Genomic DNA, 18,822 nt, shown 5'->3' with positions numbered 1-18,822 from the left:
TGTTCCATGGGGGAGACCAAAGGATGCTTCGCTTTTTGTTCCATGGGGGAGACCAAAGGATGCTTCGCTTTTTGTTCCATGGGGGAGACCAAAGGATGCTTCGCTTCTGTTGCACGGGGGAAGCCAAAGGATGCTTCGCTTTTGTTCCATGGGGGAGTAAAAGTATTATCCTGTTCGTCTAAACTGTTATAATTTCCTTGTTTATTCTGCCCTGTAGTTGAAGCCGTCTGCCTTATTTCCCCGGCTGATGAGTCCGCGATCGCACTTTTTTTTTACCCTTCCGTTTCCCCTTGATTCCCTCTGCCATTTCCCGTTTTACTTTGGCTAAAGCTGACTGTAAATTCCCCGTATTGGCATCCACAGGAAAAATAGCATCCTGAAAAAAGCCATGCCCTAAAAAGCGAAAGCCTTCCTGAAAATTGGTAATCTTAGTCTTCTCCGGATTCAGACTTAATCCCAAAGACTGCAACTGCTGCATCACCTCAACCTGGGCTTGAATAATCCGTGCTTGACTTGACGCCAATACCAGAAAATCATCGGCATAACGCACCAATTTTAACTCCGTCCCCATCACCCATTCATCAAAAGGATGGAGATAAATATTGGCGAGAAGGGGTGAAATAACCGCCCCTTGGGGAATCCCTTTAGCAGACAGAATTACCCCGGCTTCAGTTAACACACCAGCGGATATCCAGGACTTAATTAAACACAAAATCCCCGGCTGATCAATATAGCGGCGCACCTGTTTTAATAACCCTTGATGGTCAATATGGTCAAAGAACTGGACAATATCGGCATCTAATACCCAATAATAGCCGCGATCGCGCCAATGAGCCACGGCTTCGACAGCGTTGATATAGGATAGGTTGGGACGATAGGCAAAACTGGCGGATGAGAAAGTTTCTTCGAGTAAGGGAGAGAGGCAATTTAAGAGTGCCTGTTGCACAATTCTATCCCGAAGCGTGGGAATTTTTAGTTCTCGTTGTTTGCCATTGCGTTTAGGAATAATCACTTGTTTACAGGGAAAAGCTTTATAAGTGCCTTGAAGTACTGCATCGCGGAGGTGATAAATATTCAAGGTTTGATTGCTGGCAAATTGAGAAATAGTTTCCCCATCTACACCAGCACAGCCGCGATTAGCGGCGACTTTTTCCCAGGCGCGTTGGAAGTTATCGAGTTGCAGGAATTGAGTGATGATGGGTGTCATAGCGTTTATCGGCAGAAAAGGTAAAGATAGCTGAGTTTTTTTGTTACAATAAATCTGCATTGGCTAGGTTGATATTCCCCTAAATCCCCCATGCAAAAAAAGCGAAGCAACATCTGATCTCCCCCGTGGAACAAAAAGCGAAGCATCCTTAGTCCTCCCCCCTCTTGTAGGGGGGAATGAGGGGGGTAGGGGGACGGAAGGGGGATCTAATAGGGGGACTTTGAAGAGTTTAGGGTTCCTTGGCTGAAAAAGAGAAAATTGAAAAAGAGAAAGTTTGAGAAATTTATTGTTTTTTGTTTCTTGTTTCTTGCTCCCCTCTCCCAAGCTTGGGAGAGGGGCTGGGGGTGAGGGCTGGCGTGGCTGAGGGGTATAGGGCGCACGGGGCGTGCGCCCCTACGGGACGAATTCCACGAGTCGCTTGGCTAAGGCTTGAATTAATGGACGATGACTGACAATTTCACCCCGATGGAGTCGGTGAACGGTTCCTGTAAATAGGGGGGATTCACTGGTAATTGTGTCAGTATTGGCGTTGATGTCACTATAGATAATCGCGATAACGGGTAGGTGCAATTTTTGACAAAAACATTGCCATTCGCTGACTTCACTCTCGGATTTAGCTAAGATTATCCCATGGGTAGCTTGCGCCATAATCAGTTCGTTCTCTGGACTGATTTTACCGCCAACGTCAAAGAGTAATAAGGAATTCTTAATCACTTCGATGTCATGGGCTTTACCAATAGCAAATTCTGGGGTAAACTTGGCTTTGTATTCGTCTTTGAGTTGTCGCGCTAAGTCTGGATTCCGTTGGGCGGTTTCTGAGAAGTAAGCACCTTCCCCATCGGGACAACCAGAAATCACATAAAAGTCATCCGGTGCATCCTCTCGCTGACGAATCGCTTTTTTTAAGCCATCCCGAAACACGGTTTTTCCGGTATTCTTAAACCCACAGAGGACGATTTTGGCACTTTGGTAGGGTTTGCATTTAACTTGAATCGTGTCGCCGACGTGGTAATCTGGACTGTGGGAAATGGTGACGATATAACTATCTAAGTCGGGTGTACCCAGTTTCGGATCAAATACCGCGATCGCACCATACCGATGAGCTAATTCTAACCCTATCACCCAACTGGCTAACACGGTGGAGCGCCCGTTAACTTTCAGTAATTGATTCCCCCCGGATAATCGTCCGGAATCAGTTAATTTTTGTAACTGTGCCTTGACATCGCGAACGATTTGGTCTCCATCTACGGAGACTGCCTGATTAATTTGTACATAGAGAACATCCCCTTGTAACTGCACCAAAAACGAGGGAACCGATAACTCGGTGGCGCAAGGAACCTGTTTCACCTGGTTGGTGTGAAAATCAATGCGACTGGCAAAGGGATAATCGGCTGTGGTACTACTAACAACAATATACGCCCCCAACCGAGGAGCCGAAACCGCAATCGCCCGATACAGATGCGCCAACTCATGCGCCAGCGTATAACTTGCGGGGAGAGAAATCCGCCCGTGAATCTTGAGTAAATTCCCCCCAGGGAGTTGCCCAGAGGCGATAAGCTGCCCAACTTGAGATTGTACATCTTTGACGATGCGATCGCCAGGAGCCGAGATGGGATTACCTTCATCAGTTGTCGCGAAATTGACTCTCAGGGTATCACCCACGACTTCCATGAAATAGCTTGTCATAACTCTCTCCTAATTCGCTGTGATGAATGTCGATTTCACTATGACATGGTGGAAGAAAAGGGGGGTTCCAACCCCGTAGGGGCGCATAGACGTGCACCCTCTGGAGTGCGCCCTTTGGGGTGTGGGGCTTTTCACGGAAAATCTAGAAACCTGCGTCAGGGCGGGCGCGAGTTACATCTGGGTGCAACCGAAAAGATAGTAGAGACGTTGCATGCAACGTCTCTACAACTCTTAATGGAAAAGGGGATTACCAGCTATGATAATAATGAATTCTCAACGATGCACAATGAATCGGCATCCTCTATTCTTTAACAAATAACCAAGGACAAATGACAACTGACCAATTTTTTCCCACCGTACAACGACTAGAGAAACTCGTCCCCGAACTCTTACAAGTATCTAATCACACTTCCCCAAAAGCCAAAGCCAATTGCCTGATGCTGCTAACCAGTGGTGTGAGACGATGGGTTATTTTACGCTCATTATACGATAGCGATTGTAATTTCTTTATCGAATTTGACTCCGACTTGTTTAACTGTGCCGAGTGGCTGAATCAATTCCAGTCAAGGCATCCTAATTATAAAAATTGTCCCTTATCCGCTTGGCTATTCCCTGACTATCCGGACTGGGTAAAACCCAAATTTATCGCCACCTTAAAATCTAGATATAAATTTACGAACCCAGACATCAGTGACTTCCTAGATACGCCCATTTTTGCTGTTACTGACCGTACCTTTCGTAATCAATTCACCCAATTATCTAAACTTAAACCCCCCTTAATCGAGCGACAGGTAATTAATTCCCAATCTACCGGGAAAAAGCCGCTGCACAAATTTCGTAAACTATCTCCAGCCGCTATCTTGGAGAGTTTGGCAACTGAATCCAATTTCAACCTAGACGGCATTCTGGAATTTTTCACCAATGAAGTTTCCACGATCGCGGAACTGCTAACCACCAAAATTAATGGGAAACAACGCTTATTTATCCACCACGACTATGTGGTTAATGAAGACCTCCGGGAAGCTTCTGCTGATTCCGCTGACCATCTCAAGAAAATTTGGAAAATTGACCCGACACCGCCGATTCAAATCACCTATCATAGTGCCTTCTTAAATCAAACCAAAACCTACATCATCTATCCGGTTTGTCTGTATTTTTATCAACGGGCATATTACCTCTGTGCCTTTGGCGAAAGACCCCAGAGAACCGAGAATCAAGGACAATTGGGATGGTATAACTACCGTTTGGAACGAATCACTCAACTGAAACAGTTGTCTTGGCAGAGTGACAAATTACCCTTCTCTAAATCAGAAATTATCCCCCATCGACAATACAGTCCGGATTATATCCAAGCAGAATTAGACTCCGCCTATGGGTTTGACTTCTATGAACCGGCTGCGGTCATGCTACTGCGATTTGAAGCCGATTTTGCCCAGCGCTACATTGACCCCTCATTCCGCCATCCCACCTTTGAGAAACTGGAGAATAAGCAAGCCGCGATCGCGTGGATTAAAAGCTTGAAATTAGCCAATCAACGCCAGTATTTAACCCACCTGAAACAGTTTCCCAACTCAGCCTATTATACCCTACGTTATCGCCAAAATGACAACAATGTAATTATGCGAATCCGCGCCTGGGGATCAAATGTGGAAGTCATTTTACCGAGTAAATTGCGACAGCGGATCAGACAAGATAGTTGGCAAACTGGGCAATTGTATCACGATTTATTAGACTAAGGACGTAAACAAAAATGGCAACGTATACAGAAACCCCAAAATTATCTCATCGGTTTGAATTGGCGTTAGTTTATGCCACTCAACTCCACGCCAATCAAATTAGAAAAGGCAGTGGTATTCCCTATATTTCCCACCTGCTGAGTGTCGCCGCTTTAGTCCTCGAAGATGGAGGGGATGAAGAGGAAGCGATCGCGGCATTACTCCATGATGCCATTGAAGACCAAGGTGGCGCAATCACTCGTGCGGAAATTCGTCAACGGTTTGGCGAGAGAGTCATTAGTATTGTGGATGGGTGTACGGAGGAACAAATCCAGCCGAAACCGCCATGGAAGGAAAGAAAACTCAATTATTTAGCCAAAATCCGTCAGGCGTCTTCAGAGGTGCGACGGGTTTCTTTAGCGGACAAACTGCACAATCTGCGTTCAATTGTCACCGATTGGGAACGCGAGGGGGAAAGGGTTTGGCTGAGATTTAAAAGTGGGAAAGAAGGAACCCTTTGGTTTTATCGGCATTTTCTGGAGGTTTATCAGGAACAGGATTCTCATGTTTATACTCAGGAATTAGCCCGATTAATTTCTCGGCTTGAGGTTGCTTGAAATGGCACTGAATTAAGCTAGTTTTGTAGTAAGCACTTTAGTGCTATCAGCGCTCAAGCGCTGACTACAAACTTAATAAAATACTATTGAGGTTGCTTAACATGGCATCGACTTAAGCTGGGTTTGTAGTAAGCACTTTAGTGCTATCAGCGCTCAAGCGCTGACTACAAACTTACTACAACAGTTCGCTTGTCCTAATCGATGTGTCTACTGCTATAGCAGGTAAACCCTGATCTGTTTTGTAAAAGAATGTAACAAATATTCGCCTTTTGCAGAAAATTGGCGGCTAAGTCGTGAGTAATAAGTAGAACTGAATTTGATGAATAAATACCTTCAGGTACTTTCAGAGCCACAATTTTTCAGTTCTTCATAACTATCAAGGTGTAATTAAACCATGATGACTGCTGACAAAATCCGTCGAACGCTTCTCACCCTAACCAGTTTTGCTACGTTAGGATTTGCTGTATCCCTACCCGCCCAAGCCATAGAATTTCGCTCAATTGACGGATCAAACAATAACCTAGATAATCCGACTTGGGGTGAAGCCGAAATTGAACTGATTCGACTCCTGGAACCCGATTACAGTGACGGAATTTCTGCGCCTGCGGGGATGAATCGCCCCAACCCTCGCGCTATTAGTAACGCGATCGCATCTCAATCCGAATCACTTCCCAATCCCTTCCACGCCAGCGATTGGCTATGGCAATGGGGACAATTTGTGGATCATGATCTCGATTTGACTGAGCCGCCTGCGGGTGCAGAATTTTTACCCATCCCCGTTCCCAATAATGATCCAATCTTTCCACCTGGATCAATTATCCCCTTCCGCAGAAATGCCGCTGCACCAGGAACAGGTACAGATATTAATAATCCCCGCCAACAAGTTAACGAGATTACAGCTTATATTGATGGGTCGAGTGTTTATGGATCGGATTTAGAACGGGCGAATTTTTTACGATCTGGAGAAGGTGGAAAACTGAAAACCAGTGCCGGGAATCTGTTACCATTTAATACCGCAAATCTGCCTAATGCTAATCCCTTTGGTGTCAGCCCTGACAATCTATTTATCGCTGGGGATGTGCGGGCAAATGAACAAATTGGCTTAACGGCGGTACACACGCTTTTTGTCCGGGAACACAATCAGTTAGCCGAGGAAATTGCCGCAGATCCCACAACTCCCGAAAAAGCGGCTGATGCGGGACTTTCTGTAGACAACTATATCTATCAAACCACCCGCCGGATTGTCGGTGCCCAAATCCAGGCAATTACCTATAATGAGTTTTTGCCTTTACTCTTGGGTGAAGGTGCGATCGATCCCCATAGTGGTTACGATGAAACCGTAAACCCCAGTATCAGCAACGAATTCTCTACCGCCGCCTACCGAGTGGGTCACACGATGCTATCCTCAGAATTGCAACGGATCAACAATGATGGCACATCAGCGGGGAGTATTTCATTGAGAGATAGTTTCTTCAATACCCAGGAAATTACCGATAACGGGATTGATTCATTGCTTTTAGGATTAGCCTCTCAAAAATCGCAAACTATTGATGCCTTATTAGTCGATGATATCCGGAATTTCCTCTTCCCCGCTGGAACCGGGGGACTAGATTTAGCCGCTGTGAATATTCAACGGGGACGAGATCATGGACTCCCCAGTTATAATGAAGCGCGTCGGGGGTTGGGTTTAGGCGGATACACGAGTTTTGATCAAATCACATCCGACGCCGAAATTGCCCAGCGCTTCCGAGATATTTACGGCACAAGCGATGGTCAAGATAATATTGATTTAGTCGATTTGTGGATCGGTGGGATTGCTGAAGATGCCTATAATAGTGGGATGGTTGGTGAACTGTTCAATGTGATTATCTCAGACCAATTCCAACGTTTACAGGATGGCGATCGCTTCTTTTATCTGGCTGATCAGGATCTCCTGAATTTAGTCCCGGATATTGGCGATACTAGACTTTCTGATATTATCCGCCGCAATACGGATATTACCAACATTCAGGATAATGCCTTTATTGTCGCCAAAGATGTGCCAGAACCCTCCGCACTATTCGGATTGTTTTTAATTGGGATTTTTGGCGGAACGTTGGGGAAATTGCGTCAGCGCCAATCCGTCAACATCGGACGTTCCCAATCAATCTAGCGATTCATCCTGTAGGGGCGCACCGACGTGCGCCCTGATCAAGGTATCGCATCAGACCAGAAAGTGCTGTAACAGGCGTCAACTCAATCTACAACCTATCTATCCAGTAATCCGAATTATTTATTGCCAGTCAATTGTAGGGGCGGGTTTAGGGAATCAATTCTGCTATTCCCCAATCAATGAACAACAAAACCCGCCCGGGTCGCTTATGTTACAGTTTTTCAGTGCTGCTAACATCTTAAGATGAAAACATTAACCAATAAAACCTTTATTAAGCTGTCACGCATTTAAATTGGGAATGGGTAGCGAGCAAGATGCTCGCACTACTGTTCCCTGTTCCCTCCCCTCACCCCAAGAGTTATTCAGCAACCCCTCAGTAGTTACCAACTCTTGCGCGATTTCGTTCCGCTCGACAATCCCGATCAATATTATCAACCTCTTCTTGCGCTTTACACTGCTCGTAGACAATTTGACCTGTTGAATAATTGGGAAGTTGTTTACGTTTTTCTAACGCTTTTTCAAAGTAGTCTATAGCTGCTTCCGGTTTATCTTGATGCACTAAAATTTGGGCTTTCAGATATAAAACTTCCGGATTATCCGGCGTCATTGCCAAGGCGCGTTCGACATAATCCATCGCCTGATTATATTTTTTCAAATCTCGATAAGCTACAGCTATCCCCCGATACGCCAGATACTTGGGATAACCATGAGTTTCTAACTTGTTAATCGCATCAGCCGGGTCAGCAAAGGGAACATTAACGGCTAACATCAAATCCATGTGACCGGTGAGTAAGTTTAACTCTGGATCAGTGCCATCAATATCTTTGGCGGCGTCTATATATTGAAAAACTTTCTGGAGTTTACTCAGCGCTCTAACTGGACCTTCTTTCTCAAAGTTATAGGTTCCTTCTAAAAAGTGACCGACAGCGGTGTAAAGATTACCGCGTAGTGGATCAGATGTGATCAGTTGTTCAGCCGTGGTTCGGGTTTTTGTGGCGTAAGTATTCAGGGTTTCTAACTCTCGCTCAGTGTACGCGATCGCGGCTAGCATGGCATAGATTAACGGATCAGTTCCTTCACTGGCTTCAGCTTGCTGGAGGTAGTCCTTGGCGGTTTTATAATCTCCTTGTTTAAAAATCGATTCAAATGCGGCTTCTGTCTTATCGCCAATATTGCGGGGATTACTGGGACGAAAGGGATCACCCGCTAAACTGGGAGTCACCCAAAAACTGACAACCATAATCGCTGCACCAGCTAAGGCGTTTACAGTTCGTCGCGGGGTTGGCAACCAATAATTCATCGTCTTAACTACAACTAATGTCTGTTAACGTTCGACGTTGGCGGGAATTGGAGGTTCCAGTCCCCAATCCTAAGACAATCGATGTCAGAATGAAGAAGATCCGACCATCTTCTTGCTCAACAGAAACAGATTTGGATGCTTTATCTCAAAAATATAACCTATCACCCGCCCGCTACTCCCACCGCTATCTTAAAAGGTCTGACTCTCACCCTAGCACCGCAACAACTCGGACTGATTATAGGTCGCAGTGGATCGGGTAAAACGACCTTATTGGAGATTCTGGCAGGTTTAGCCCAAGCCACATCGGGTGATATATTCTGGGGTGAACAGGAATTGACGCCTGATCACTTACAACAACTCGCCGGATTGGTGTTTCAGTTTCCTGAACGGCACTTTTGTGGCAGTACGGTGCTAGAGGAATTGCGAATGGGACACCCAGAATTGGGTTCAGAACGGGTTCAGGAAGCCTTAAGCGAAGTGGGACTGGGTGAGATTTCTCTGTATACGTCTCCTCATGCTCTCAGTGGCGGTCAACAGCGACGTTTAGCCTTAGCGGTTCAGTTGATTCGCCAACCGACGGTATTGATGTTAGACGAACCAACGGCGGGACTGGATTGGTCAATGCGCCGCCAGTTAGCAAGTTTGCTCCTAAAACTCAAGTCTCATTGGACATTACTGGTGGTGACTCACGATGCGGGTGAGTTATTGCAAATTGCTGACTCCTGTTGGACAATCCAAGAGGGTGAACTGAACTCGGTTGACGCCGCTAGTCTAGAACGGAAAGCGGCTGTTACGAGTCATTAGACAGGGAACAGGGAACAGGGAACGGGGAACGGGGAACAGGAAATAGTTGGATGAATGATCAACAATTGCTTCCGGAAATGGTTGAGGTTTGGCAAGAAACCTTAAATTGGCAACCGAATCAGAGTCAACACCAGCAGTTTCAGCGTCTGTATGCTGGGATTTTGGCAGGTAATCGTCAGTTGAATTTAACCCGCATCACCCAACCGGATCAGTTTTGGGAAAAGCATTTATGGGATTCGCTGCGAGGTGTGACTTCCCTGTTGTCAGAGGATGAGAAACCGCTAAATATTATTGATATTGGTACGGGTGCAGGATTTCCGGGATTGCCTGTCGCGATCGCGCTTCCCTCAAGTTCGGTGACGTTACTGGATTCAACGCGCAAGAAAATTACCTTTCTCGATACCCTGATTCCCCAGTTAGCTATCCCTAATGCTACAACTGTACTGGGTCGGGCGGAAAAAGTGGGACAACACCGTCAGCATCACCAACAATATGATATCGCCCTAGTTCGGGCTGTGGGTTCGGCATCCGCTTGTGCGGACTATGCTTTACCCTTACTGAAACCGGGGGGTTTAGGGATTTTATATCGAGGACATTGGAGTGAAGATCAAACCGATGAGTTGAAGGGAAAGGTTGAATCATTAGGGGGCGCGATCGCATCAGTTGAATCCTTTACCACACCTCTATCTCAGAGCGTCCGCCACTGTTTGTACTTACGAGTCATCTCTGATCGGGCTTGAGTACCCCTAGTCATGAAGTCCTAAATCACTCACATCTGATAAAAAACCCCAATCTTTCTGATATACTAGCTTGCCTGCGGCAACTCGTGTTAGGTTAACAATAGTGTAAATATTCTGTAATAATTAGAGTTACAAGCCAAAGCATTAGCTTCAAACCTGATATGACGACCCAGAGTTCACAAAGGGGTCGTAGCTAAACCGTGTAAATGGTCAAAAGAGTTTGATTTTACTACATCAGTCTGTGCTGTTGAGGTTGGTCAGGATCAGTGGAAAATTATCTGGACGTAGAAATCGTTCATTACTTTCCTCTATCCTGTTTCAATCCAATTGCTGGTGTATGCTCATGGATTTAAATTTCAATCACATCTGGAGGTATCCTTCATGTCCGTTCGTCTTTACGTTGGCAACCTGCCAAAAGAACCCGTTGATCGCGATGAACTGCAAGCCATTTTTGCCGAAGCCAGTCCATCGGTTTCCACCAAAGTGATTAAAGATCGCAAAACGGGGAAATGTCGCGGATTTGGTTTTGTCACCGTTCCCAATGATGAGTTGGCTGAGCAAATTATTGAGAAATTCAACGGTCACGTCTTTAAAGACAGCGCCTTGAAAATCGAAAAAGCCCAGCCCAAGTCAAAAAGTGCTAATGAGGAGGAATCTCGCCCATCTGGGGGTGGTGGCAGTACCCCTGGGCGTCGGGGAGGGGGTGGCAAAAAAGCCAAACGGAATACTCCAACACCCGATGCAGGTTCAGTTCAACCTGACCCCCGGTGGGCGGATGATTTGGCAAAACTCAAGGAACTTTTATCGGCGCAACCGAATAATTCCTAGAGTTGGTCTGAATCAAAAGGTAAACCAACTTAACTCCTCTAGCGACAAAAGCGGCGTTATACAACCCGCGCTAACCGTAGGACACGGTAAACGCAGTCTGTTCTGCTGCCCATTTGCCGTGTCCGTCTTTGTTGCCAACTTTCAGGCAATGGTGATCGCTAAAGACCGACCGACAATGATACCCTTACTTCTGGGGTGACACCCTGAAGGGCATCGTTAAACCAACGATGACATAAGCCCAATCCCCAGTAATTCATAACCAAGAAGGACATTTTAGTATGAGTGCAGAAACTGACCCTGTTAAGGTGATGAAGCAAGAAGTCGGTAAAGCAGCGGCCCAACGGGTGCAATCCGGGACAATTGTTGGCTTAGGTACAGGTTCAACCACGGCGTATGCGATTCAGTATATCGGCGATCGCATCAAAAAGGGGGATCTGAAAGATATCAAGGGAATTCCCACATCATTTCAGGCAGAGGTGTTGGCTAAAGAGCATGGTATTCCCTTAACCAGCTTAGATGCGGTAGATCATATTGATGTTGCCATTGATGGCGCTGATGAAGTTGATCCGCAAAAGAATTTGATTAAAGGCGGTGGTGCCGCCCATACTCGTGAGAAAGTGGTGGATTCTCTCGCCGATCAATTTATTGTGGTGGTTGATAGTGGTAAGCTGGTTGAGCGCCTGGGTTCTACGTTTAAACTGCCTGTAGAAGTCATTCCTATGGCCTATGCCCCAGTGATGCGGGCGATTGAGAAATTGGGGGGCAAACCCGAATTACGGATGGGGGTCAAGAAAGCGGGACCCGTGGTAACTGATCAGGGAAATATGGTGATTGATGTTACCTTTGATTCTATGGATAACCCAGGTGAATTAGAAAAGACGATTAATAATATTCCTGGTGTTTTAGAGAATGGTTTATTTGTCGGTGTGGCTAATGTGGTGCTAGTCGGTGAGGTGAAAGATGGTAAGCCGCTAGTACGCGAGATGTAATCGGTTATCAATCTGGTTTTATTGTCGGGTGGGCAAGACTATAAACATTGAAATGCCGATGTTATCGTTCGTTGCTCTTGCCCACCAAGCGAGTAACTGTAATTTAGTAGAATGGTGCGTTACGCTGCGCTAACGCACCCGACAATTTTATTAATTTGCATTCGATTCTTTTTGTTGTAACGCTTGCTTAGAAGACAGGGCGACCCGAATAAATTGAGTGGATAAAATTGCTCATTGGTGCAAGCGGGTCGCCCCTACACGAAGACAGGGCGACCCGAATAAATTGAGTGGATAAAATTGCTCATTGGTGCAAGCGGGTCGCCCCTACACGAAGACAGGGCGACCCGAATAAATTGAGTGGATAAAATTGCTCATTGGTGCAAGCGGGTCGCCCCTACACAATGACACAGGATAATGCCTAAGGGGGCTGTTCGTCAGGTTCCTGGTCGTATTTTTCGAGCCAGCGCAGATAGAGTTCCATCTGGCTTTTGTACTCAGGACGGAAGTTGCCTAGCTTGAGATCGATCGCGACAAGGCGTTTAAGTTTACGGTTATAGAAGAGTAGGTCGATATAAAAGTCATCGTCGTCGATTTGTAGGCGCTTTTGGCGGGCTACGAAGGTAAAGCCTGCTCCTAGTTCGAGTAAAAATTGCTCAATTTCCCGCAGGATGGCATCTTCCAGGTCTTTTTCCAGGTAGCGATCGCTTAAAGAAAGAAAGTCTAGAATGTAGGGGTCTTTAAGCAGGAGGTCGGGTGAGATTGGCTGTCCCTGGCGCAGTCTCTCTAGGTCATCGCGGATGGCGTTTTCGGGTTTGCGGGATAGGGCTGTGCGCTCATAGAGCATGGAGTGAATCCGCTCTTGGAGTTGGCGGTATGACCACCCCTCTAGACGACAAATTTCGATGTAGAAGTCTCGTTTTAGGGGGTCATCGATATACATCAGGGTTTTGATGTGTGTCCAGGTCAATTGTCTCCGCAGTGCAGAGACAATTTCTGGGTCAGGGAAGGTTTCGGCAAAATTTGCCTATGTGCCAATACAGGAGGGTGAGTTCTGAATTAATGGTAACAGCGGCGCGTTGTTTAGCATCGTCAATAAGCTGACGAATTTCTTGGAATAAAGCATTTTGAGCCAGGAAATCGCTCATGGGGTCATGTTCTTTTTCGCTTATCCGGTCACTATATCCCAATCAAGCCGCGATCGCTCTCTTCTGGGAGCCTATCATGAAAGAAAGTCAGCTAGAGGATAGCTGGGGTTGTCAACCACGTTACAACGTCTGTTCAGCGTATAACCTGTTCGGCATTTAAACCTTACTTAATGTCAAAAACAGCAAAACCCTTGTAATGCGTTTAGCGAAGCCATGCCGCAGGCTTTGCATCTTGCTCGCTACTCATTCCCAATTTAAATGCGTGACAGCTTAAGACAGGGCGACCCGAGGAAATTGAGTGGATAAAGTTGTTCATTGGTGCAAGCGGGTCGCCCCTACGTAATGATGGCATATCTGTGTTTAACGCCATTCTCCCTTAAGGGTAAAGGCTGCCTAAAAATAAGGGTTTCGCCAATCAATATTTTCACTTTGCCACATGGCTAACTGTGCCTGTCGCAAGGCTTCGGCTGGAGGCAGATTTTCTTGGAGATATTTTTGATAAAATTGACTCATCAGTTCGGCGGTTGAGGCATCATTGACATTCCATAATGAAGCAATGGTTCTTGGTGCGTCTGCATACATGAATCCTCTTGTCAATCCCACAATGCCTTCTCCTTTGACATTTTTTCCACTACCTGTTTGACAAGCGCTTAATACGACTAATTCGGCGGGGAGATTTAGGTTGAAAATGTCATTTAGGCGTAAGAAGCCGTTTTGCGGGTTGCCTTGTGGGTCTACTAAGGATACGACTAATCCTGATAGTTCGGGGTAGTCCGGATTGAGGATGCCATGGGTGGCAAAATGAATAATCTGATAGTTGCTTAAATCAGGACGTTTGAATCGGTTTAAGTTGGCTTCAAAATCGAAAATTCCTAGACTGGATTGACCTTGGAGGAATTCAAGAATGGTATCGGCTTCGGTGCGGGTATAGGGTAAGGGTTTTAAATCGAGTTCTGCGGTAGCGGTTGTGTCACTTGAATCATATCCTGTCCAGAGTGGAAGCTTCCATCTGCTCCTATAGCTGTGATCATTTTTCGCGATCGCACTCTGATTGAAAGGGTTGGACTCCAAAAAGCTTGTCGTCAATAGACTTATGGCTACATCCGGTTTGTACAACTGGCAGGACACTTTATGGTTCCATTTTCAACTTCGGGACACCTTATGGTTCAAGTGACAGGTTGAGCCTTACATCCCCTGGAGTCTCCCCTTGAACAACACCAAGGGCGGCTGCCCATAAGTTATACAATAACAGTAAGAATCGACACTCAAAGGTTACACCGTGCCAAAACTGACGATTGAAGTCCCTGAAGAAAACAAGGAGCGTCTGCAAACACTTCTAGTTCGTAGCCAAGCGGGTGAACTGACGCCGAGTGAGCAACAGGAACTTAATCAGTATCTAGCGATTGAGGAGACTGAGGAGACGAGAACATTTACACCGTCTCAATCTTTGGCTTCAGGGTATCACGATGATAGTCCGCCAAACCTGTTTACACAGAACAGTTCTCTCAAACAATCGGTGTCAGAGGTAGGGATGATGGGACAGTCATTGGCAAAGGGAAACCAATCCCCTGATACCCCGGAAACCTATATCAGCCTGATTCTGGAACCTCAACAGAAGAAAACTCTGGAAAAGGCGGCGGCTAAACGGTGTTTAACTCTGAGTGAATATTTACTTGAACTTGTTCTGGATGCAGCGACTCAGGAATTAGCGACTCCAGAACCCATGGTTTTAGATGAACAAGACTGGGATATCTTTGCCTCGGCTTTGAAAAATCCTCCTGAACCCAATAGGGTTTTAAAAGAGGCGTTTAAAAGGCATCATAATTAATTTGGGAATAGGTATGTGTATGACAGAAATGGTGTAGCATCTATTGTTTTGTAAACAGGAATCGTCTTGAGGTGACATGGATATTTAAGCCGATAGATAACTCGGTAAACCGGGATAACTTTGACTGCGGGGTTCCGGAATTAAATGATTATCTTAAAAAATATGCCAAACAAAATCATCAAAAGGGTATCGCTAAAACATTCGTAGCCATTCCCGAAGAGGGAGAACCGAATGTTGCGGGTTATTATTCGGTGAGTATGTCAGAAATTCAAGGGGAGTCGATGCCGAAAAGTTATGGGAAAGGATTGCCACGTTATCCGGTGCCAGCGATGCGGATGGGAAAACTGGCAGTTGATTCCTCAATGCAGGATTGTTTATTTCGACGCGAGGAGAGTTTTCGCGTTGGCGGAGCCTGTTCCGAAGAGAACGTATCGCGCTCTACCTCACCCTGGAGTATGCTCCCAGACAGCTACACTATATGTAGCGTAGCTGCGTAAGTCCTGGCGCATTTAGGGATGGCGTCTCGTTCTACAGCATTTTTCAGGTTGATGGAATACAGCACAAACGTAGAGACGTAGCATGCTACGTCTCTACAGCCAACCTTATCGTCGTCGCAACACCATCACCGATCGCGCCGTAACCTGAATCGGCTTATCCTCGGTGTAGCTGATTTCCTCCTCAACAAAGCGAGGCTTATCGGTGTCAATCACAACCAGCCATTCTCGGTTTTGCAATCCTGGGGGGAGCGTAAATTCAATCATCTCATAGTGAGCATTGAAGCAGATGAAGAAACTCTCATCCATGACTCGTTCCCCCTCCTCTCCTGGCGTGGCAATTTCTTCACCATTTAAGAAAATACCGATCGCCTTGGTATACCCCGCCATCCATTGATCCTCGGTCATATCGCCGCCATCGGGGTTGAACCAACCAATATCCTTAACGCTAGAACCGTGAATCGCTCGACCGAGAAACCACTTGCGTCGCCGGAATGTCGGATGCTGGCGGCGGAAATAGATCAGTTGACGGCTAAAGTCGAGAAGGGCGGCATTTTCATCAGGTAAATCCCAATCAAACCAGGAGATTTCACTATCCTGACAGTAGGCATTATTATTTCCCCCTTGCGTTCGCCCAATTTCATCGCCACCTAGTAGCATGGGGACACCTTGGGATAACATCAGCGTGACCAAAAAGTTGCGCCGTTGTCTATTCCTTAACTGGAGAATCTCTGGATCATCGGTTTCGCCTTCCGCCCCACAATTCCAGGAACGGTTATGGCTTTCCCCATCCCGGTTTTCTTCCCCATTGGCGTCGTTATGCTTTTCGTTATAACTGACCAAATCGTTGAGGGTAAATCCATCATGGGCGGTAATGAAGTTAATGCTAGCACTGGGTCGGCGTCCGTTGGATTCATACAAGTCAGAACTCCCGGTGAAGCGATAGGCAAATTCAGCTAAACTACTATCTTCACCGCGCCAAAAGTCGCGCACGGTATCCCGATATTGCCCATTCCACTCAGACCATAGCAAAGGGAATTTACCCACTTGATAGCCGCCCATGCCCACATCCCAGGGTTCAGCAATCAGCTTCACATTGGAGAGGACAGGGTCTTGGTGAATAATATCAAAGAATGCCGCTAGACTGTCCACCTCATAGAGTTCTCGCGCCAAGGCTGAGGCTAAGTCAAAGCGGAAGCCATCCACATGCATCTCTAATACCCAATATCGCAGGCTGTCCATAATCAGCTTCAGGACTTGGGGATGACGCACATTCAGGGAATTTCCACACCCGGTAAAATCCATGTAGTAGCGAGGGTCATCTTCCATGGTGCGGTAGTATGCCACATTGTCAATGCCGCGCAAAGAAAGTGTTGGACCCAAATGATTGCCTTCGCCTGTATGATTGTAGACGACATCCAAAATCACCTCAATCCCCGCTTTATGCAGCGCCTTGACCATTTCCTTAAACTCACGCACCTGTTGCCCTTGAGTGCCACTGGCGCTGTAGTTGGCATGGGGTGCCATATAGTTTATGGAATCATACCCCCAGTAATTCTTTAACCCCTTATCCACCAAATGTCCCGGTTGGGACAAGAAGTGATGCACGGGGAGCAATTCCACCGCCGTAATCCCCAAAGACTGAAGATACGCGATCGCAGCAGGATGTGCGAGTCCCGCATAAGTCCCCCTTAGCGGTTCGGGGATGTCTGGGTGTAGCTTCGTGAAGCCCCTGACATGGGTTTCATAAATAATCGTTTCGTGCGCCTGTCGTTGCAGCAGTTCGTCCTCTTCCCAGTCAAAGGATTCATCGACAACCACGGCTTTGGGAACCAGATGAGCATCATCGCTTTCAGACAATGCCAAGTCCTTTTCTGGATCATCCCACGGATAACCAAAGATTTCCTCCCCGTAGCCAATCTCGCCATCCAATGCCTTAGCATAAGGGTCAATGAGCAGTTTATTGGGATTGAAGCGATGACCCTCCTCCGGTGCAAAGGGACCATGGACGCGGAAACCGTACCGTTGTCCCGGACTAATACCCGGTAAATAACCATGCCAGACGAAGTTGCTGACTTCTGTCAACTCGAAGCGCGTCTCTTCATCCTGATCATCGAATAAACAAAGCTCGACAGCCTCTGCGTTCTCACTGAACAAGGCAAAGTTTGTGCCTTTACCATCCCAGGTTGCTCCTAAAGGGTAACTTTTACCGGGCCAAACGGGTACGTACATACATGAACCTCCTTACTCCATCACTATAAAATACTCAAGCTAAAGGCAACCTTTCTCCTAAGCCGTAAGATGGATCTAATTACTTATTGCATTTGCGCCTGATCAGGAGCAACCTATAATTTTGCAGATTATTCCCTTCCCTAACAATAGATGCAGTTGATTAGTAATGGATAGATCAGCCAATCAATTGTTTTGGGGATTGGTAAGGTTAATTACTGCTTTGAGACGTCAAGCATCTAACAGAATGGGTCTGCGCTGATGCATGAAACTTTTATTACACCCAATGGTATACATTTAACCTATCCCATCTTTAATCCTCAACGTCTAAGTAATTTTAACTGAAATGAATCTCCAAGACCACTATGTCGCATTGATGATTGGTAACTCTCGGCTGCACTGGGCTTGGTTTGTGGGAGATACTCTCCAAGAGGCTTGGGATACCCAACATTTCCCAGCCGCCGAGGTGGAATGGCTCATCCAACAGTGGACATCTGGTCTTCTACCTACCACCATCTTTGGTGAACCCTTCGTTTCTTGGTATTCCTCCAATCAATACCTACCCCTTTATATCGCTTCAGTCATTCCTGAGCAAACTCCATTGTGGCAAACTTATCCAGCTGCCCACGTTATTACTCTAGAGGATGTACCGCTTTTAGGCGTCTATCCCACCTTGGGTATTGATCGCGCCCTGGCTGTGTTAGGGGCGGGGGAAACCTATAATTATCCGGTGCTGGTGATTGATGCGGGGACAGCACTAACCTTTACGGGTGTCGATGATCATCGTCATCTCGTCGGCGGCGCTATTTTACCGGGACTCAAATTACAACTAGAATCATTAGCCCACAACACAGCCGCTTTACCGTCTATCTCACTTAAGCGCCAATTACCCAACCGTTGGGCGATAGATACCTTGACCGCGATTGAAAGTGGCGTTATTTATACTCTATTAGCAGGAATTCGAGAGTTTATTGCCGATTGGTTGCATCGCTTCCCTAACAGCCCAATTGCTTTAACTGGTGGAGACGCTGACTTATTACTCTATTATTTACATCGTCGTTATCCTAAATTTTATCCTTATCTTGTTG

16 protein-coding genes and 1 pseudogene are annotated in these 18,822 nt (G+C 46.4%); 11 read left to right on the top strand and 6 right to left on the bottom strand.

The window, feature by feature from the left end:
- Positions 1-232 precede the first annotated feature (232 nt).
- Both ACLFWI_RS10440 and ACLFWI_RS10435 read right to left on the bottom strand, forming a co-directional pair.
- Positions 233-1,207 carry a reverse transcriptase domain-containing protein gene (locus ACLFWI_RS10440; protein WP_446412892.1) on the bottom strand — a complete coding sequence of 325 codons (975 nt, stop codon included), beginning with the start codon at positions 1,205-1,207 and terminating at the stop codon, positions 233-235.
- Positions 1,208-1,600: 393 nt separating this feature from the next.
- On the bottom strand, positions 1,601-2,893 hold the full coding sequence (locus tag ACLFWI_RS10435; RefSeq protein ID WP_446412891.1) for a hypothetical protein: 1,293 nt from the start codon (positions 2,891-2,893) through the stop codon (positions 1,601-1,603).
- 45 nt (positions 2,894-2,938) lie between these two features.
- On the opposite strand from ACLFWI_RS10435, the gene ACLFWI_RS10430 reads away from it, so the two are divergent.
- From ACLFWI_RS10430 to ACLFWI_RS10415, 4 genes are all read left to right on the top strand, one after another.
- A complete protein-coding gene (locus tag ACLFWI_RS10430) occupies positions 2,939-3,205 on the top strand; it encodes a hypothetical protein (RefSeq protein ID WP_446412890.1) in 267 nt (88 codons plus the stop codon).
- 17 nt (positions 3,206-3,222) lie between these two features.
- Positions 3,223-4,629 carry a TIGR03985 family CRISPR-associated protein gene (locus tag ACLFWI_RS10425; RefSeq protein ID WP_446412889.1) on the top strand — a complete coding sequence of 469 codons (1,407 nt, stop codon included), beginning with the start codon at positions 3,223-3,225 and terminating at the stop codon, positions 4,627-4,629.
- Between the two features lie 14 nt (positions 4,630-4,643).
- A complete protein-coding gene (locus ACLFWI_RS10420) occupies positions 4,644-5,225 on the top strand; it encodes an HD domain-containing protein (RefSeq protein WP_446412888.1) in 582 nt (193 codons plus the stop codon).
- Positions 5,226-5,619: 394 nt separating this feature from the next.
- Positions 5,620-7,377 (top strand): peroxidase family protein, encoded by a 1,758-nt coding sequence (locus ACLFWI_RS10415; RefSeq protein WP_446412887.1) that lies wholly within the window; start codon positions 5,620-5,622, stop codon positions 7,375-7,377.
- Between the two features lie 373 nt (positions 7,378-7,750).
- On the opposite strand, the gene ACLFWI_RS10410 is transcribed toward ACLFWI_RS10415, so the two are convergent.
- Positions 7,751-8,677 carry a Sll0314/Alr1548 family TPR repeat-containing protein gene (locus tag ACLFWI_RS10410; RefSeq protein ID WP_446412886.1) on the bottom strand — a complete coding sequence of 309 codons (927 nt, stop codon included), beginning with the start codon at positions 8,675-8,677 and terminating at the stop codon, positions 7,751-7,753.
- 135 nt (positions 8,678-8,812) lie between these two features.
- Here ACLFWI_RS10410 and ACLFWI_RS10405 point away from each other — a divergent pair, with 135 nt between their 5' ends.
- The 4 genes from ACLFWI_RS10405 (at position 8,813) to rpiA (ending at position 12,038) form a co-directional block, all read left to right on the top strand.
- A complete protein-coding gene (locus ACLFWI_RS10405; protein WP_446412885.1) occupies positions 8,813-9,481 on the top strand; it encodes an ABC transporter ATP-binding protein in 669 nt (222 codons plus the stop codon).
- 50 nt (positions 9,482-9,531) lie between these two features.
- Positions 9,532-10,221, top strand: coding sequence for a 16S rRNA (guanine(527)-N(7))-methyltransferase RsmG (rsmG, locus tag ACLFWI_RS10400; protein WP_446412884.1), 690 nt, complete (start codon positions 9,532-9,534; stop codon positions 10,219-10,221).
- A 381-nt stretch (positions 10,222-10,602) separates the two neighbouring features.
- The gene (locus ACLFWI_RS10395) at positions 10,603-11,049 is read left to right on the top strand and encodes an RNA recognition motif domain-containing protein (protein WP_446412883.1); all 447 of its coding nucleotides are present in this window, start codon (positions 10,603-10,605) and stop codon (positions 11,047-11,049) included.
- A 278-nt stretch (positions 11,050-11,327) separates the two neighbouring features.
- Positions 11,328-12,038 (top strand): ribose-5-phosphate isomerase RpiA, encoded by a 711-nt coding sequence (gene rpiA / locus ACLFWI_RS10390; RefSeq protein ID WP_446412882.1) that lies wholly within the window; start codon positions 11,328-11,330, stop codon positions 12,036-12,038.
- A 404-nt stretch (positions 12,039-12,442) separates the two neighbouring features.
- Here the strand turns inward: rpiA and ACLFWI_RS10385 are convergent.
- Positions 12,443-13,183, bottom strand: a pseudogene (locus ACLFWI_RS10385) (PDDEXK nuclease domain-containing protein); the annotation flags it as partial.
- 393 nt (positions 13,184-13,576) lie between these two features.
- Positions 13,577-14,311 carry a CHAT domain-containing protein gene (locus ACLFWI_RS10380; RefSeq protein WP_446412881.1) on the bottom strand — a complete coding sequence of 245 codons (735 nt, stop codon included), beginning with the start codon at positions 14,309-14,311 and terminating at the stop codon, positions 13,577-13,579.
- A gap of 151 nt (positions 14,312-14,462) precedes the next feature.
- Here ACLFWI_RS10380 and ACLFWI_RS10375 point away from each other — a divergent pair, with 151 nt between their 5' ends.
- Positions 14,463-15,011: a type II toxin-antitoxin system TacA family antitoxin gene (locus ACLFWI_RS10375; protein ID WP_446412880.1), complete on the top strand. Its 549-nt coding sequence runs from the start codon at positions 14,463-14,465 to the stop codon at positions 15,009-15,011.
- Positions 15,012-15,082: 71 nt separating this feature from the next.
- Complete coding sequence (locus ACLFWI_RS10370) at positions 15,083-15,508, top strand: hypothetical protein (RefSeq protein WP_446412879.1); 426 nt, start codon at positions 15,083-15,085, stop codon at positions 15,506-15,508.
- A gap of 105 nt (positions 15,509-15,613) precedes the next feature.
- Here ACLFWI_RS10370 and glgX read toward each other — a convergent pair whose 3' ends face one another.
- A complete protein-coding gene (gene glgX / locus ACLFWI_RS10365) occupies positions 15,614-17,737 on the bottom strand; it encodes a glycogen debranching protein GlgX (RefSeq protein ID WP_446412878.1) in 2,124 nt (707 codons plus the stop codon).
- 343 nt (positions 17,738-18,080) lie between these two features.
- On the opposite strand from glgX, the gene ACLFWI_RS10360 reads away from it, so the two are divergent.
- A partial coding sequence (locus ACLFWI_RS10360; protein ID WP_446412877.1) for a pantothenate kinase occupies positions 18,081-18,822 on the top strand: 742 nt, incomplete at its 3' end.

This window comes from Coleofasciculus sp. (genome assembly GCF_046539235.1).
Lineage (GTDB): Bacteria > Cyanobacteriota > Cyanobacteriia > Cyanobacteriales > Coleofasciculaceae > Coleofasciculus.
This window is presented reverse-complemented; position numbering and strand designations above follow the sequence as displayed.

Bases quoted from the DNA above. Each gene is read 5' to 3' on its own strand.
- ACLFWI_RS10440 (WP_446412892.1), bottom strand. From the start codon at position 1,207: ATGACACCCATCATCACTCAATTCCTGCAACTCGATAACTTCCAACGC.
- ACLFWI_RS10435 (WP_446412891.1), bottom strand. From the start codon at position 2,893: ATGACAAGCTATTTCATGGAAGTCGTGGGTGATACCCTGAGAGTCAAT.
- ACLFWI_RS10430 (WP_446412890.1), top strand. From the start codon at position 2,939: ATGGTGGAAGAAAAGGGGGGTTCCAACCCCGTAGGGGCGCATAGACGT.
- ACLFWI_RS10425 (WP_446412889.1), top strand. From the start codon at position 3,223: ATGACAACTGACCAATTTTTTCCCACCGTACAACGACTAGAGAAACTC.
- ACLFWI_RS10420 (WP_446412888.1), top strand. From the start codon at position 4,644: ATGGCAACGTATACAGAAACCCCAAAATTATCTCATCGGTTTGAATTG.
- ACLFWI_RS10415 (WP_446412887.1), top strand. From the start codon at position 5,620: ATGATGACTGCTGACAAAATCCGTCGAACGCTTCTCACCCTAACCAGT.
- ACLFWI_RS10410 (WP_446412886.1), bottom strand. From the start codon at position 8,677: ATGAATTATTGGTTGCCAACCCCGCGACGAACTGTAAACGCCTTAGCT.
- ACLFWI_RS10405 (WP_446412885.1), top strand. From the start codon at position 8,813: ATGCTTTATCTCAAAAATATAACCTATCACCCGCCCGCTACTCCCACC.
- rsmG (WP_446412884.1), top strand. From the start codon at position 9,532: ATGAATGATCAACAATTGCTTCCGGAAATGGTTGAGGTTTGGCAAGAA.
- ACLFWI_RS10395 (WP_446412883.1), top strand. From the start codon at position 10,603: ATGTCCGTTCGTCTTTACGTTGGCAACCTGCCAAAAGAACCCGTTGAT.
- rpiA (WP_446412882.1), top strand. From the start codon at position 11,328: ATGAGTGCAGAAACTGACCCTGTTAAGGTGATGAAGCAAGAAGTCGGT.
- glgX (WP_446412878.1), bottom strand. From the start codon at position 17,737: ATGTACGTACCCGTTTGGCCCGGTAAAAGTTACCCTTTAGGAGCAACC.